Raw genomic sequence first — 14,404 nt, 5'->3', positions numbered from 1 at the left:
TTTATTTACAAGGATAGAACAAGTGCAATCCCTGAACCTATTGCAAATGCCGTTAAAAAGGCTTCCGCACCCTTTGCCATACCGGCTGTAAAATGCCCGGCCATTAAATCACGTACCGCATTCGTAATCAGTAAGCCCGGTACAAGTGGCATCACTGAGCCGATGATAATTTTATCAACTTGTGTTCCAAATCCAAAGTGCACCGCCATTGATGCCACTACCCCAACAGCCACTGCTGCTAAAAATTCCGAGAAAAATTTAACACGTGTAATTTGGTGAATGACCGTGACAATATACAGCCCTAATCCCCCTGCAACAAAAGCTGCCGGTATATCAGGAATCATGCCTTTAAACATCAGTAAAAAGCAACTACTCGCAATACTTGCTGCCAATACTTGAATGAGAATTGGTAAAAAGTAATTCGTTGTTTCGATTTTCTTTAACTCGTCATATGCTTGTTGTAATGTTATGATTTGAGATGTAAGTTTTCTGGAAATCTCGTTAACAAGAACAATTCTGTGTAAATCTGTAATTCTTGTTGAGATCGATGTAATTCGTGTAGGCTGCGTTTTACCAAGTGAAAAAATAATTCCCGTTGGCGTGACATAACTCTGTGCGTCCATCATATCTTGAGAACGTGCCATCCGTAGCATCGTATCTTCAACACGATACGTTTCAGCGCCACTTTCCATCATGATACGACCCGCTAACAAAAAACAGTCGATCGCCATTTCATTATGTTCAACATTCATAGTGATGGGCCTCCTTTCACTTCTTAGCTCATATTACTTGAAGCGTGGTTAAAATCATAGTCTTATTTAAGACTTTTTATGCTTACATAACGGTGCAATTTCTTTCTATTTCTGTACCCTAAATTGAACGAATGCTTTACATTTACTGCCCTATATTTTTGAAAGGAAACAAACAGCTATGAAAACTCCTTACCGTAAACGACATGGATTGTGGATTGATTTACTGCTTGTCGGGACGATTGCTGTCTTAGGCTCAATCGTTATTTATTTAACCGTTTTAAGTGATGACCCCATTTTCCCATATGAAGACGAGCTGATTGCCGAAGCGACGCTGTCTAACATTTCCGAGGAACCATCGATTTTCCCCGGTGTGCGCATCGTCACCGATATTTCCAATGACGAAAAAATGCCCTTTGCCATCCAATACCCATTGACGGAATATGAGGCATTTAACGAGACAATTTTAACGTATATTAACGAAGCAAAAGATTATTACACCGGCATAATGCGCCTGCAGCAAAGCAGCCATGACCTAACAGGCGAGCTCAACATCAGTCTCGAAACGTACGAATACAATCATTATTATTCGTTTGTCTTAACAAACAAAACATTTTTAAATCCGGACGAACAAGAAACAACCGTGACCACCTTTTTAATCGATTATAAAACGGGGGAGCTGTTTGATATTCGCACACTACTTAACGAAGATTTAACAAGTCTTGAAACATTTGCGACGCATATTCAATCCGAAATCGCGAAAAATCCAGCGTATACGGATCATCTTTTACAAGAGGAATTAGCGCTTGCCACACAACCCGAATGGGACTTATTTAAACGTTTTGCGTTAAAGGAAGAGTCGCTTGTTGTGTACTTCAATGAAGGTGAAATTGCCACAGCAAAAGCGGGAATTCCTACAGTTGAAATGTCATTATCCTTCTTAAATCCACTGCTCGCATCAAACTTCCAAATCGCGATGGAGGCAGAGGAAACGATTGTACCAAAGCAAAATACGGACCCAACAAAAAAACGGGTTGCGTTAACATTTGATGACGGGCCGCACCCAGAAGTGACGAAACAAATTTTAGCACTATTAAATAAGTATAACGCCAAGGCTACATTCTTTATGCTTGGGAGCCGTGTACAATATTATCCGGGCTTAGCACGTGCAATACGCGATGCTGGTCACGAAATTGGCAACCATACATGGACACACTCGGTCTTAACAAAAATGTCTGCTGCTGCGATTCAAAAGGAATTCGAATCCACTGAACAGGCGATTTTAAAGGCAACCGGCCAAAACTCTACCGTGTTCCGCCCGCCATACGGGGCTAGCAATGATTCCGTGCGCGCACTCATTCCGCGCACATCGGTCAACTGGACGATTGATACGCTCGACTGGAAGCATCGTGATCCACAGCAGCTGCTACCAATGGTAAAAAAGGCCATGCATAACAACGCGATTGTGTTAATGCACGACATTCACCAATCGACCGCTGATGGACTGGAGCCTGTACTGAAATACTTACAAAGCGAAGGCTATGAGTTTGTGACGATTTCTGAAGTGTTACAGCATCACTAAGGTATGGTGAAGAATACGAATGTCATACCTGAAAAGCTACGCCCTCTCTTTTGAATGACAAATCACGTGAAATAGCCTATTAAATCGATATCGATTTGATAGGCTTTTTTGTTGATCTAACAATGTTTTACATTAGATTTTATGTACTTTTTCATTCGCCACTCTTATTTACCCTAAATTCAACCTGTGCTTTTATTGTAAAGTTTTTCTTTTGTTTAGTTCCCTCATTAGCTATAACAGCAAAGTCTGCAAAGCCATTTACAACATAATGCCCCTTTGGAAATTCCTGATTCATAATGTGCTTCATAAATTCGATATATTCTTTTTTATCCTGTGAACCATATCCCCCACCAGCCCTATATTCCTGATGGAGTGGTTCTCCTTTAATTAGTTTCGTCGCTATTGAAGGCTGGTCCATACTGTAAAAAATTTCATAATTTCGTGTAGTCTCAACCATTGGGAAATGGAATGGCGAAGCTGCATGAGCTATTGTAATTTCTTCTTGATTCCCGATATATTCTAGTTCCGCATAAACTTTTACAGGTTCATTTTCACGGTACTCTGCTTTTTCCGTTACAAGTCGATAAACAAATTCTCCTTCAGTGACCTCCGCTTTTGTTTCTAAACTTCCGGTAGTAGACGGCGTATTATCAACCTGATCATCCTTGTTTTGTTGGCAGCCAAATAAAACGACCATTAAAAACATAAAAGACAAAATTAAACTAACTTTTTTCAATTTCATCACGCTCCATCATAATATTCATCATACATCGTCTAGGTTTAAAAATCAGTATTTTCAGTTATCTTCGAAGGTGCTATACTAATATAGCCAAGTTTTGTTATTCTGAAAATTAATCAGAAAATATTTGTGAACCAGTTTTTATCTTAAAAACAAATGAGAGAGGAAATAAGATAAAAATGCAAATGGTTAAAGAGAAAATCAACAACTTAATGAAAGAAAATGAATTATCAGGAGCATTCCTTTATAAGGAAAAGAGTTTAGTATTAGAGGGCTGCAACGGCTATGCGAACCGGGCAGAGCAGCGACTAATTCAAATGAATACGCGTTTTGGCATTGCATCAGGATGTAAATTGTTCACAGCCATTGCAATATGCCAACTCGTAGAACAGGGTAAATTAAGATTTAATACGAAGCTGCAAGATTGTCTAACGATTGAGTTGCCACATTTCGATCAAGCCATTACAATCCATCATTTATTAACGCACACATCTGGGATACCAGATTATTTTGATGAAGAAGTAATGGATGACTTTGAGGAATTATGGATTGCACAGCCAATGTATTTAATGCGTAACTTAAGTGATTTTTTACCACTATTCCAAAATCATCCGATGAAGCTAGCTGTCGGCGAAAGGTTTCATTATAATAATGCAGGCTATATATTGCTAGGTCTTATCATCGAGAAGATTAGCGAGATGACATTTGAAGACTATGTTAGACAAAATGTTTTTCAAAAAGCGAATATGCAGGAGAGTGGCTATTTCGAATTGGATGCCTTACCGAAAAATACAGCTTTAGGCTATATTGATTTGGAAGATGGTAGCTGGAAATCGAATATTTATTCCGTTCCGGTTAAAGGTGGAGCAGATGGTGGTGCTTTCACAACTGTCGATGACATAAGTCGTTTATGGGAGGCGTTAATAAGCTATAAGCTATTAAATGAGCGTATGACGCAGCAATTGCTAACACCATATATTAATATGGATGAGCATTATGATCGATTTTATGGGTATGGGGTTTGGATTGATAAAAAAAATGAAGTGATTTCAAAATATCACGTAATGGGATATGATCCAGGCGTTAGTTTTCACTCAGCCTATTATCCATTACAATCTAGTATTTCAGTCGTTTGTGTAAATCAGTCAGAAGGTGCATTTGATATTTTCAAAGTGCTTCAAGAAAGCATGATAAAGTAAGAGGTAGTATAAGGAGCGCCGTCAACAATGTGTAAAATGATGATGGTGCTCCTTTATAAAGTAGAAGTTGCCTATTCTACACTCTATTCAACAAATTTTTATTTCGTTTTGATTTTAGATTAGTCGTAGTATCCCTTTCTAAAAACTATTACTGCTTCTACAGGAATAGTAGGATCTTCATCGTCATAATAATTTGGTGCATATAATCCCACACCAAGTTTATTAGATGTAACACCCTCGAATCTTTCTTCCTTTAATTCAGGATCAAATTTTTCTAACCAATTCTTAGCTTCTATAAATGGCACCTCGTTTATTGGCTTTCCTTCCAATATCGCTATAGAAGGATCACTAAACTCGATAGCCTCACATACGCCGTCTTCTCCTGTGTAATAAGCGAAGAAACTCATTTGCACAAAGTGATCTGTATAAGGCCCTCGAAAATAATGATCGTCCTCTGGCTCCTCTGGCATAACACGCCTTATGCCTTCCTTTGTCATTCCTAGTTTAATAGGACCAACACTTTCATATGGCTTAATAACAAATTTCATTAGCTTCCTCCCAATATATTAAAATCCCTATGATCAAACGTATGATTTTCATAAAATTAGTTACCACCTTCATCTAAACGCCTGCACCTGAATCCCTTGCTCCTCTAGCTCACGACGCGCTAACCTCGCAAATGCTACTGCGTGTACGCCGTCACCATGCACACAAATACTATCCGCCCTTAAAGCGACCTTCGTTTGCTGTACCGATGTCACCGTACCTTCTTTTACCATCTCCACAATTTGCGCGATGGCCTGTGCTTCATCGGTAATAAGTGCATTCGCTTCACTGCGCGCCGTTAATGCACCGCTTGCCTGATAAGTACGATCCGCGAATACCTCATGCACCGTTTGTAAGCCAAGTCGCTCTGCTGCTTTTGTCGATTCACTCGACGCCAGACCAAATAAAATCAACTCAGGTGATACATCATACACCGCTTGTGCAATGGCTTCCGCAAGTTCGCGATTTCTTGCCGCCATATTATACAAGGCGCCGTGTGGTTTCACATGCTGCATCGTCACACCCTTTGTTGTTAGAAATCCTTGTAGCGCCCCAATTTGATAGACGACCAAATCATATGCTTCTTGTGTAGAAATACTCATTTCTCTACGCCCAAAGCCATTTAAATCTGGTAGTCCTGGGTGTGCACCGATTTGTACCCCGTACTTGATCGCAAGCGCCACAGTTTCACGCATCACCGTGGGATCCCCTGCATGAAAGCCACATGCAATATTGGCACTCGTAATATAGCGCAACATTTCCTCCTGTTCCCCTAAGCGGTAACGCCCAAAGCTTTCCCCTAAATCACAATTGATATCGACCTTCACCAACCAATTCGCCACCTTTTGGAATTTTCCAATAACTATGCTATTATCATGCCATACAACGACAACGATTCCAATAACGAGGTGAACTGAATGCCCGCTATCCAATTTAAACAACTCAGCGAACAGGCACTTTTTGTCGAGTTCGGTTCCTCCATCAACGAACAAACCCAACAACAAATTCAACACGCCGTAACCATACTACAGCAACAGCCCTTTCCCGGACTCATTGAAATTGTGCCAAGCTATACGAATTTTTGCGTGTACTATGATCCATTTAGTGTGTTCAAGCACTTACCAGTAGCTGATACCATTGCGAAACGGGTTCAAAACTATATTGAACAGCTGTTAAAAAATCAGCTAACGCCCACTAACACAACACGCCGCATCATTGAAATCCCTGTGTTTTACGGCGGGGAATACGGTCCTGATTTACAAGAAGTGGCTGACTACAACAAGCTGACAATCGACGAAGTAATCCGAATCCACACCTCTCGTGATTATCTTGTGTATATGCTCGGCTTTGCGCCTGGTTTTCCGTACTTGGGCGGACTTGATGCACGCCTCATCACCCCGCGCCGCGCCACACCTCGCCTTGAGATTGCTGCCGGTTCAGTCGGCATTGGCGGTGAACAAACCGGTATTTACCCATTCGCTACACCAGGCGGCTGGCAAATTATCGGACGCACGCTGACGCCACTATTTTCACTTCACAACAACCCACCAACCTTATTACAAGCAGGCGATCTCGTACGCTTTGTAGCGGTAAAGGAGGAAGGTTCATGCTAAACGTTATAAAACCAGGCGTCTTTTCAATGATTCAAGATTTAGGGCGCACCGGCTACCAAGCACACGGCATTATCAAAAGCGGTGCGATGGATACAGTTGCCTATCGCCTTGGTAACGCATTACTTCATCAAACAAACAAACCCGCACTTGAAATGACGCTAATCGGCGGTGAGTTTCTTTTTACAAAGCCAACAACGATCGCACTGACAGGCGGAAAGATGCACGCAGCCGTAAACGGAAACGTCCTAAAGATGAATCAAGCCATTGCTCTAAAAGCGAATGACCGGCTCACATGCGGTCCTATCACCAGCGGGACACGCAGCTATTTATGCATTGCAGGTGGCTTTTCGATTGAACCAATTTTAAACAGCACGAGCACCTATCTAAAAGCGGGCTTTGGAGGATTTCATGGACGTGCGTTACAGACGCGCGATGAAATCCCTTATGAACCAACTATGCGCCGATTCAAAACAACGCAGATTTATACCGAAAACTTTTATGAACCGCGCCCCATTCGCATTTTAAAAGGAACCGAGTGGCATCACTTTACAGCACTCGCACAGCAGTATTTTTTACACCAACCTTACACTATTTCACTCGAAGCCGACCGCATGGGCTACCGCTTAGACGGCGAAGTCCCGCTTGAAACAACTGACTCAGTTCAGCTTTTATCGGAGGCGGTCACATTCGGTACAATCCAAGTCCCTTCAACTGGGCAGCCCATCCTATTAATGGCGGATCACCAAACAACAGGCGGCTACAAAAAAATTGCACAAGTCATTGCAGCTGATTTACCACGCCTCGCACAGCTTGGACCAAAGCACACCATTACCTTTGAACTCGTCACCTTACCGCAAGCCGAGCAAGCATTCATCAAGCTTGAACAGCAAGTACGCTTACTCGAGACTTTATTAAAACACTAAAAAACACGGCTGTAAAAAGCCGTGTTTCTCGTTTATGCCTCTTGGCGTAATGCCTGCATCACTTCAATTTTCGTCGCTTTACGTGCTGGTCGCACGCCTGAAATTACTGCAACACCAATACTAATGACTGCCGCAATAACAACAAGCTGCCAAGGGATTGCTGAAAACTGAATGTTATTAAAGCTCTCTTCCCCCGTCGTTGCCTCTAATATAACAGGTAGCAGCGCATTTGAGGTAATGCTCACCGCATAGGAAATCGCAACCGCAATCGCCGTTCCCACAACCCCAATGAACGTACTTTCCATTAAGAATAGTCGCTGAATTAATTTCGGGCTCGCACCAATTGCTTTTAAGACGCCGATTTCACGCGTACGCTCGGTTACCGCCATCGTCATCGTGTTGAAAATCCCAATTGACGCAATTAACACGGCAATCGTTCCCACAAAAATCAGCCCTGCTTTTAACACTAAGAAAAATACATTTAACTCTTCTAGCTGTTCGGTTACCGAGAACACGCCGTAGCCTTTATCACGTAATTCCTCTAAAATCGGTTTTACATATTCTAAACTTTTTGCGTAAATCTCAAAACGGTCAAAAAATATTTCTTCCTGCTGATTTGGGAATGTTGCCACGAACATTTCCTCAAGCGCTGGGGCCACTGTATCTGCCGCGTAAATTTTATTATCAATTGCCCACTCATACGCAGGCTTCGCTAACACGCCAACAATCTTGAACGTTTGACGCGCTGTTTCTATAGACATGTCCTCATAAGAACGGAAAGCCACTTCTATTTCTTTGCCGATGAGCGATTCTTTATAGCCTTCGTCCTCGCCATCATAATAATCGCCATTTGCTTGTGCTGCCTTCGATTTTTCTTCAATCGCTTTTAAATCCGCATCGTTTAGTAGCGTCTGTGCGAAATGATAACCTACAATAATTTCATTTGCCGCTGTTGGATACGTCCCCGATGATAGGTCATCTGCCACCTTTTCTAGATCGTTAAAATTGGTTACATATAAATTGCTTTGTGTCTCACGATCTTCAAAATAGCTCTGTGCCTCTGCATTGACGTTTGTTATTTTCAACACGGTTTGTACATGCTCGACCGCTTGAATTTCTGCCACTTCTTCAGCCGTAAACTGCGCTTGACTGCTTTGTACTTCAATTTTTGTCACGCTATCATTCGATAAAATATCCTCTTCCACCGATTGCTGTAACCCGAAGCCTACCGATGCGAGCACGATTAAAAAAGCACAGCCCATCGTTGCGGCTAATACGGTCATAAAGACGCGTAATTTATTTTTCTTAATATGCTGCATGACAAAATCAATTTGGTCACTAAATCGCATATGTTGCACCTTCTTTCACTAATTCCCCGTCATGCATGCGGTAACGGTTGTCCGCAATTTGCGCGACTTCCTCGTCATGCGTGATAATAATAAACGTTAAGTTAAATTCCTCGTTTAGCTGCTTAATCAGCGCTAAAATTTCTTGCTCGGTTTCTGAGTCCAAGCTCCCTGTCGGCTCATCGGCAAGTAAAATTGGTGCCTTTGTGACAAGTGCACGCGCAATACTCACACGTTGTTGCTGCCCACCGGATAATTCATTTGGAAAGTGGTCACTCACCTCAACTAAACCAACGCGTGCCATAATTTCCTCAACACGACTTTTACGAATTACCGGGCTTAGACCTTGTAATTTCAGCGGTAGCTCAATGTTTTCGAATGCCGTTAAGCTGGGCATCAGTTGAAAGTTTTGAAAAATAAATCCGAAATTTTTCAAACGAAACGCTGCGCTCTCTGTTTCCGTAAACGCCGCGGTTTCCTGTCCATTGACACAAACCGAGCCGAACTCTGGCTTCATAAACCCGGCTAAAATTTGCAGTAGTGTCGATTTACCCGAACCACTTTTTCCGACAACCGCCATAATTTCACCTTGTGCAATATCAAACGATACATTACGCAGTACCGGTACGTGCTTTTCCTTACCTTTTTTACCGATTAAAAACGTATGCTGTATATTTTTTACTTCAATCATCGCTCAAACACTCCCTTATAACGTAAGTGTAACGGATAAATCTTAATTTTTTGGGAGGACAAATATGAAGAAATTCTTAAGAATCATCCGAGACGCGATAGTCTAGACGCAGAAAAAAAGCCTGTGCTAGAGCATTTCCCTCTAACACAGACTTCACTTTTTAAAACCCTAGCATTTGCTGCTTTTTAAATGTCTTGCCGTCGTAGCTTGTCACTTTCAAGCGAGATACCGCGTAAAACTCGTCGTCTACATATAACAGACGCTGCACCACATTGTACGCATCCTCATACTGCTCGCCTGGTCGTGCCGGCTCTAGTAAATCTGCCACAAGCGTAATGCCCGACGCTGTCACTTTGTAAATTTGTGAACCGGTACCCTCATATTTCAGACGGTCTTCCTCATCCGTTTCAGCGTAGACGGTAATCGGGAAACCGTAGTAATCGTTGCGCGGATCTCTAAACAAAGCCTTATGGTCGTATTGCACTGGTGAATACGTGCCGCGACCACCGATAATGACGGCCTGCTGTTCTTTCGGATTATTGAAGTCCGTTACATCAAATAAACTAAGCTTCATGCCCTTTGTGAACACCAGAGGCTCCTTAGAACCCTCTTGCATACGCACCTCAGTATCGTAACCAATCCCTAGTAAATGATTGTCATCAATCGGATGCAAGTAATTACTGAAGCCCGGAATTTTTAGCTCCCCTAACACTTTTGGAGCTCTCGGATCTTTTGTATCAATGACAAATAGCGGGTCCGTTTCCTTAAACGTCACTAAATACGCCTTGTCGCCCATGAAACGCGCCGAGTAAATCCGTTCACCGTGCGCCAGGTCGTTCACCGCACCAACCTGCTTTAAGTTTTTATCTAAAATGAAGAGATGGTTTTTCGAATTTGCCTCCGTGCCCCACGCATTCCCTTCTGTTGTAGCAATGCGGATGTACCCCTTATGCTCATCCATCGAGAATTGGTTTAACACGGAACCTTTGACCTTGCCTTGTGCGCTCATGTTGATCGTAGTTTTATCAACCGCAATTTTATAAATCGTCGTTTCATCTTCACGCTGCGTCGACGTTGATGAAGACATTGTCGTTTCTCTTCCTATACCGATTTCCGGCCAGAAATGAACATTCCTTGATGCAATGTAAATCGCCTGTTCAGACATATACATTTGACCGCTACTACCTAAAAAGCTTTCGGTTTTCCATTCATTTGATTTCACATTGCTGACATCAATCGCTGATACCATTAAATAGCTCGGCTCGTTGCTTTGTGGAAGCATGCGAATTTGATCAACTGGTAACAGCTTCTCGTCATCACCGTCATACGTTGCTGGACGTAATTCAACTTCTGCATTTTCGCGCAGCATCCAGTAATTTGGCGTTTTACTTGAAACAACATATAAATAGTTGCCGAGTTTACGCATATTGTTCATATCTCCATCATGCCCAACTTCGCGCACTAACGTTGGATTCGCTGCATTTTTCACATCATAAAATGCCACTTTCGATACGGATTTCGAATCGTAATACGGCTCTTTTTGCGTTTGGATATAGGTTGTGTAGCCGACAATGAGTAAATCATTATGCTTCATTAAGTGCGTTGGGTAAATATCCTTGCCCACCGCTAAACGCTTCACCAGCTTTAATGACTTCGCATCTACAATAATAATTTTATTATCTACTAATGTGTAAATATAGCGCCCATCTGTAATCGTAATATCGCCTTCTTCAATGCCTTCTACTTGGTTATTTGTAGAAGAATGACTAGAGCCCGGAGAACTCGCGCTGTCTTTATTTTCTGAGCTGCTCTCACTTGCAACATCTGCTGATTCCTCCTCTTTCACCCCTCCAGCATTATTAAAGCGCGTGTTTTCTATTGCTAAATACGCTTTAAAATAGGCCTTTAAATCGGCTTCTGTTTTCAGTGCCGTTACTTTTTGAATTACTTCTAGCGGAATCTTTTGCTCCCGATTTAATTTCGGTGCTTTTGCATACGCGTTTTTCTTCACTGTTAGCGTGTATTGCCCTGCCTTTAAATTTTCAACCGTTAACACTTTTGCATCCAATGTTAATTTCGCTTGCACGACTTTGCCTGCTGTATCCGTTACGGTAATGGCCCCGTTCGTCACACTGTCCGCTTTAAGTGCCTGATTGAATTGCATCGTATAGCCCTCTCCTTCAAACACGAGCCCATTGGCAAACACCGTATCCTTTGCCCAGTAAAACAGCGACGACACGCCTACTATTACAATTAGTGATAACACCAGACCAACGCCAATGATCTTATCCTTCTTCATGCATTTCCCTCCCTTAGAATTCCTTTTTGTACTGAATTAGACTCGCCAACCTAAAATAAGTTACAGAATATTTTTAATTTTACATTAAATATTTTTTGAAATCGAAAAACGAGAGGACTAGATTTCCTCTCGTTACATGAAATGCTTATTCAAATGGCCAGCTCGGTAGCATGCAACGCAATTTTTTATCCTTGCGCTTTCCTAAGACATAATCCGCCTGCATGATTGTATGAATTTCACGGGTGCCTTCATAAATGACGGGTGCCTTCGAGTTACGTAAATAGCGTGCGACCGGATAGTCATCCGAATAACCATACGCCCCGTGGATTTGCAGTGCATCATCGGCCGCCTTGTTGGCAAAGTCACATGCCTGCCACTTCGCGAGTGACGTTTCGCGTGTATTGCGCACCCCTTGATTTTTCAGCTCACCTACACGGTACACGAGTAAGCGGCTCATCTCATAGCCCGCCTCCATTTTCGCTAACATCTGCCCGACAAGCTGATGCTCCCCAATCGGCTTGCCAAATGTTGCGCGCTCGTGACAGTACTTCACACTTGATTCAATACAAGCCTGCATTAAACCAACTGCACCCGCTGCAACGGTAAAGCGCCCATTATCGAGTGCAGACATCGCAATTTTAAAGCCTTCCCCTTCTTCACCAAGCAGGTTTTCGGCTGGAATTTTTACATCTTCAAAAAACAGCTCGCCCGTATTGCCCGCGCGAATGCCGTACTTCCCTTTAATCGCCTTCGAGCTAAAGCCAGCCCACTCACGCTCGACGATAAAGGCAGAAATGCCGTGATGCAGCTTTTCTTTATCGGTATAAGCAAACACGATAAAATGATCCGCCACATCACATAAGGAAATCCATGTTTTTTGGCCATTCAAAATATAGTAGTCTCCGTCACGCGTTGCATACGAGCTCATCGCCGCGACGTCAGATCCCGCGCCTGGCTCTGTTAAACCAAACGCACCGATTTTTTCACCCTTTGCTTGCGGTGTTAAATACTTCTGCTTTTGCGCCTCACTACCCCACTGCATAAGCGTCATACTATTTAAGCCAATATGCACAGACACCGCCGTACGAAATGCGGTATCGCCGCGCTCTAGCTCCTCACAGACAATCGCAAGTGAATTATAGTCCATGCCCGCGCCACCGTAATTTTCTGGTACACAAACACCCATCAAGCCAAGCTCGGCTAAGCGCTGCCAAATCCCTTGATCAAAGCCACCTGTCGCGTCCCACTGTGCAATATGAGGGATGATTTCTGCATCCACAAATTGGCGCACCGTTTTGCGTAAAAGTACTTGTTCTTCTGTAAATTCGAAGTTCATACGACCACACCTACCACTTCACGATAATCGATGAACGGTGTAACGTTTCTTTAATGTCGACACCGCGCTTTGCCATTTCCTGAATAAATTCGCTCCCCGGTACAACCGCTTCTGGTGCAAATACACCACGCTCTGTAATGAGACCATTACCAATCATTTGCGCGACAACCGAAATGGTATTCGCCGTTGCACGTGCCATCGCGGTTACGTCTTTTTCTACATCCTTACGCACAACCATTTCGTATTCGTACGTAATTTGCTCTTCTGATTTTTCCCCCGCAATAATGGAGCGCAGTAGCACCGCATCGACTTTCTTCCCTAAATCCAGCTTTTTCTTTAACGCCTCACGTGTGACTTCACGCACATTTACTTCATGGCCACCCACTTCAACCGTGTTTGTTTTATCTAAAAAGCCTAACTCAGCAAGTAGCTGAAATTTCTCTGCATGCCCTTTATAACGAATCGTTTTATATTCAAGTGTTTTCACATTTGGGAAAGTTTTGTACAACGTCGAAATTCCGCCTGATGTATAAAATGCCTCTAATACGCCAAATTCCTCAAAGTAAATCGGCTCAATGCCTGTTAAGGATTCCACTTCAGACAAGACGCCTTTTTGAATCATTTTTGACGGCTCTGTATAATGATCAAACATACCATCTAGCGAAAATACACGCGTGTAATGGAGCGGTGGCGTTGGTTCTGTTGGAATCCCACCGACATACAGTTTAATCGATTCCACTGTATCTAATTTCGTTGCCCCGTAGCCCGCTAAAATATTGATCATTCCTGGCGCTACCCCTAAATCTGGAACAATCGTCACACCATTTGCTTGCGCTAGATCATGTAGCTGGAACACCGCTTCTGTTATCCCACCAATATGACCGCCTAAATCAACCGCATGCACCCCAACTTCGATTGCCGCGCGAGCCACTTTTTCATTGAATGCATAAAACAGTGCATTCACCACAACGTCCCCGCGCGCAATCACTTCACGTAAATCCGTATCATTCTCCGCATCCATTTGCACAACTTCAATTTTACGTGAGCCCAGTGTATCCACAAATTCCTGCGTCTTTTCAATCGATATATCCGCTAAAAATACGTGTTCCACTTTCTCACTCATCACTAAATCGCGGGCAACCTCTTTCCCCATTAAACCTGCACCTAATACTACTACTTTCATATAAAACAACCCCTTTGTTTGTATAGTAAGTAAGAAAAGCGTTAAAGCGCCCTTTAAGCTGCGAAAAGCACTGGAAGAAGGCTCCTAACGTGCTTGCCACGTGTAGAGCATTCTGAAGTGCCTCGAGCAGCTGGCGCTTTAGCCTAGACACCTTTATAACAGTGAAATTTTATACTTTCTTTTAAAAACTTAATAAAT

Annotated in this window: 13 protein-coding genes; 4 read left to right on the top strand and 9 right to left on the bottom strand. The window is 42.8% G+C overall.

Annotation, left to right across the window (positions count from 1 at the left end; all coding sequences use genetic code 11):
• Positions 1-5: 5 nt before the first annotated feature.
• A complete protein-coding gene (locus tag NSQ62_RS01475) occupies positions 6-752 on the bottom strand; it encodes a threonine/serine exporter family protein (protein ID WP_341322169.1) in 747 nt (248 codons plus the stop codon).
• Positions 753-930: 178 nt separating this feature from the next.
• Here NSQ62_RS01475 and NSQ62_RS01470 point away from each other — a divergent pair, with 178 nt between their 5' ends.
• Positions 931-2,331: a polysaccharide deacetylase family protein gene (locus NSQ62_RS01470; RefSeq protein WP_341322168.1), complete on the top strand. Its 1,401-nt coding sequence runs from the start codon at positions 931-933 to the stop codon at positions 2,329-2,331.
• A 151-nt stretch (positions 2,332-2,482) separates the two neighbouring features.
• Here the strand turns inward: NSQ62_RS01470 and NSQ62_RS01465 are convergent, their stop codons facing one another.
• On the bottom strand, positions 2,483-3,067 hold the full coding sequence (locus NSQ62_RS01465; RefSeq protein WP_341322167.1) for a hypothetical protein: 585 nt from the start codon (positions 3,065-3,067) through the stop codon (positions 2,483-2,485).
• Positions 3,068-3,249: 182 nt separating this feature from the next.
• Here NSQ62_RS01465 and NSQ62_RS01460 point away from each other — a divergent pair, with 182 nt between their 5' ends.
• Positions 3,250-4,269 carry a serine hydrolase gene (locus tag NSQ62_RS01460; RefSeq protein WP_341322166.1) on the top strand — a complete coding sequence of 340 codons (1,020 nt, stop codon included), beginning with the start codon at positions 3,250-3,252 and terminating at the stop codon, positions 4,267-4,269.
• Between the two features lie 119 nt (positions 4,270-4,388).
• On the opposite strand, the gene NSQ62_RS01455 is transcribed toward NSQ62_RS01460, so the two are convergent.
• On the bottom strand, positions 4,389-4,817 hold the full coding sequence (locus NSQ62_RS01455; protein ID WP_341322165.1) for a hypothetical protein: 429 nt from the start codon (positions 4,815-4,817) through the stop codon (positions 4,389-4,391).
• Positions 4,818-4,886: 69 nt separating this feature from the next.
• Positions 4,887-5,645, bottom strand: coding sequence for a 5-oxoprolinase subunit PxpA (locus NSQ62_RS01450; protein ID WP_341322164.1), 759 nt, complete (start codon positions 5,643-5,645; stop codon positions 4,887-4,889).
• Between the two features lie 87 nt (positions 5,646-5,732).
• Here NSQ62_RS01450 and pxpB point away from each other — a divergent pair, with 87 nt between their 5' ends.
• Together pxpB and NSQ62_RS01440 are read left to right on the top strand one after the other, a co-directional pair.
• Positions 5,733-6,428, top strand: coding sequence for a 5-oxoprolinase subunit PxpB (gene pxpB / locus NSQ62_RS01445; RefSeq protein ID WP_341322163.1), 696 nt, complete (start codon positions 5,733-5,735; stop codon positions 6,426-6,428).
• Complete coding sequence (locus NSQ62_RS01440; RefSeq protein ID WP_341322162.1) at positions 6,422-7,351, top strand: biotin-dependent carboxyltransferase family protein; 930 nt, start codon at positions 6,422-6,424, stop codon at positions 7,349-7,351. Before pxpB ends, NSQ62_RS01440 begins: the two co-directional genes overlap by 7 nt.
• A 32-nt stretch (positions 7,352-7,383) precedes the next feature.
• On the opposite strand, the gene NSQ62_RS01435 is transcribed toward NSQ62_RS01440, so the two are convergent.
• From NSQ62_RS01435 to NSQ62_RS01415, 5 genes are all read right to left on the bottom strand, one after another.
• Positions 7,384-8,700, bottom strand: a complete 1,317-nt coding sequence (locus NSQ62_RS01435) for an FtsX-like permease family protein (RefSeq protein WP_341322161.1) — start codon at positions 8,698-8,700, stop codon at positions 7,384-7,386.
• Positions 8,690-9,388, bottom strand: a complete 699-nt coding sequence (locus NSQ62_RS01430; RefSeq protein WP_341322160.1) for an ABC transporter ATP-binding protein — start codon at positions 9,386-9,388, stop codon at positions 8,690-8,692. Before NSQ62_RS01430 ends, NSQ62_RS01435 begins: the two co-directional genes overlap by 11 nt.
• Positions 9,389-9,548: 160 nt before the next feature.
• On the bottom strand, positions 9,549-11,687 hold the full coding sequence (locus NSQ62_RS01425; RefSeq protein ID WP_341322159.1) for a beta-propeller domain-containing protein: 2,139 nt from the start codon (positions 11,685-11,687) through the stop codon (positions 9,549-9,551).
• Between the two features lie 145 nt (positions 11,688-11,832).
• The gene (locus tag NSQ62_RS01420) at positions 11,833-13,023 is read right to left on the bottom strand and encodes an acyl-CoA dehydrogenase family protein (RefSeq protein WP_341322158.1); all 1,191 of its coding nucleotides are present in this window, start codon (positions 13,021-13,023) and stop codon (positions 11,833-11,835) included.
• Positions 13,024-13,033: 10 nt separating this feature from the next.
• The gene (locus NSQ62_RS01415) at positions 13,034-14,206 is read right to left on the bottom strand and encodes a saccharopine dehydrogenase C-terminal domain-containing protein (RefSeq protein ID WP_341322157.1); all 1,173 of its coding nucleotides are present in this window, start codon (positions 14,204-14,206) and stop codon (positions 13,034-13,036) included.
• Positions 14,207-14,404: the final 198 nt, after the last annotated feature.

It is taken from the genome of Solibacillus sp. FSL H8-0523, from assembly GCF_038051985.1.
GTDB lineage: Bacteria > Bacillota > Bacilli > Bacillales_A > Planococcaceae > Solibacillus.
The sequence above is the reverse complement of the archived record's forward strand: the minus strand, read 5'-3'. Positions and strand labels throughout refer to the sequence as shown.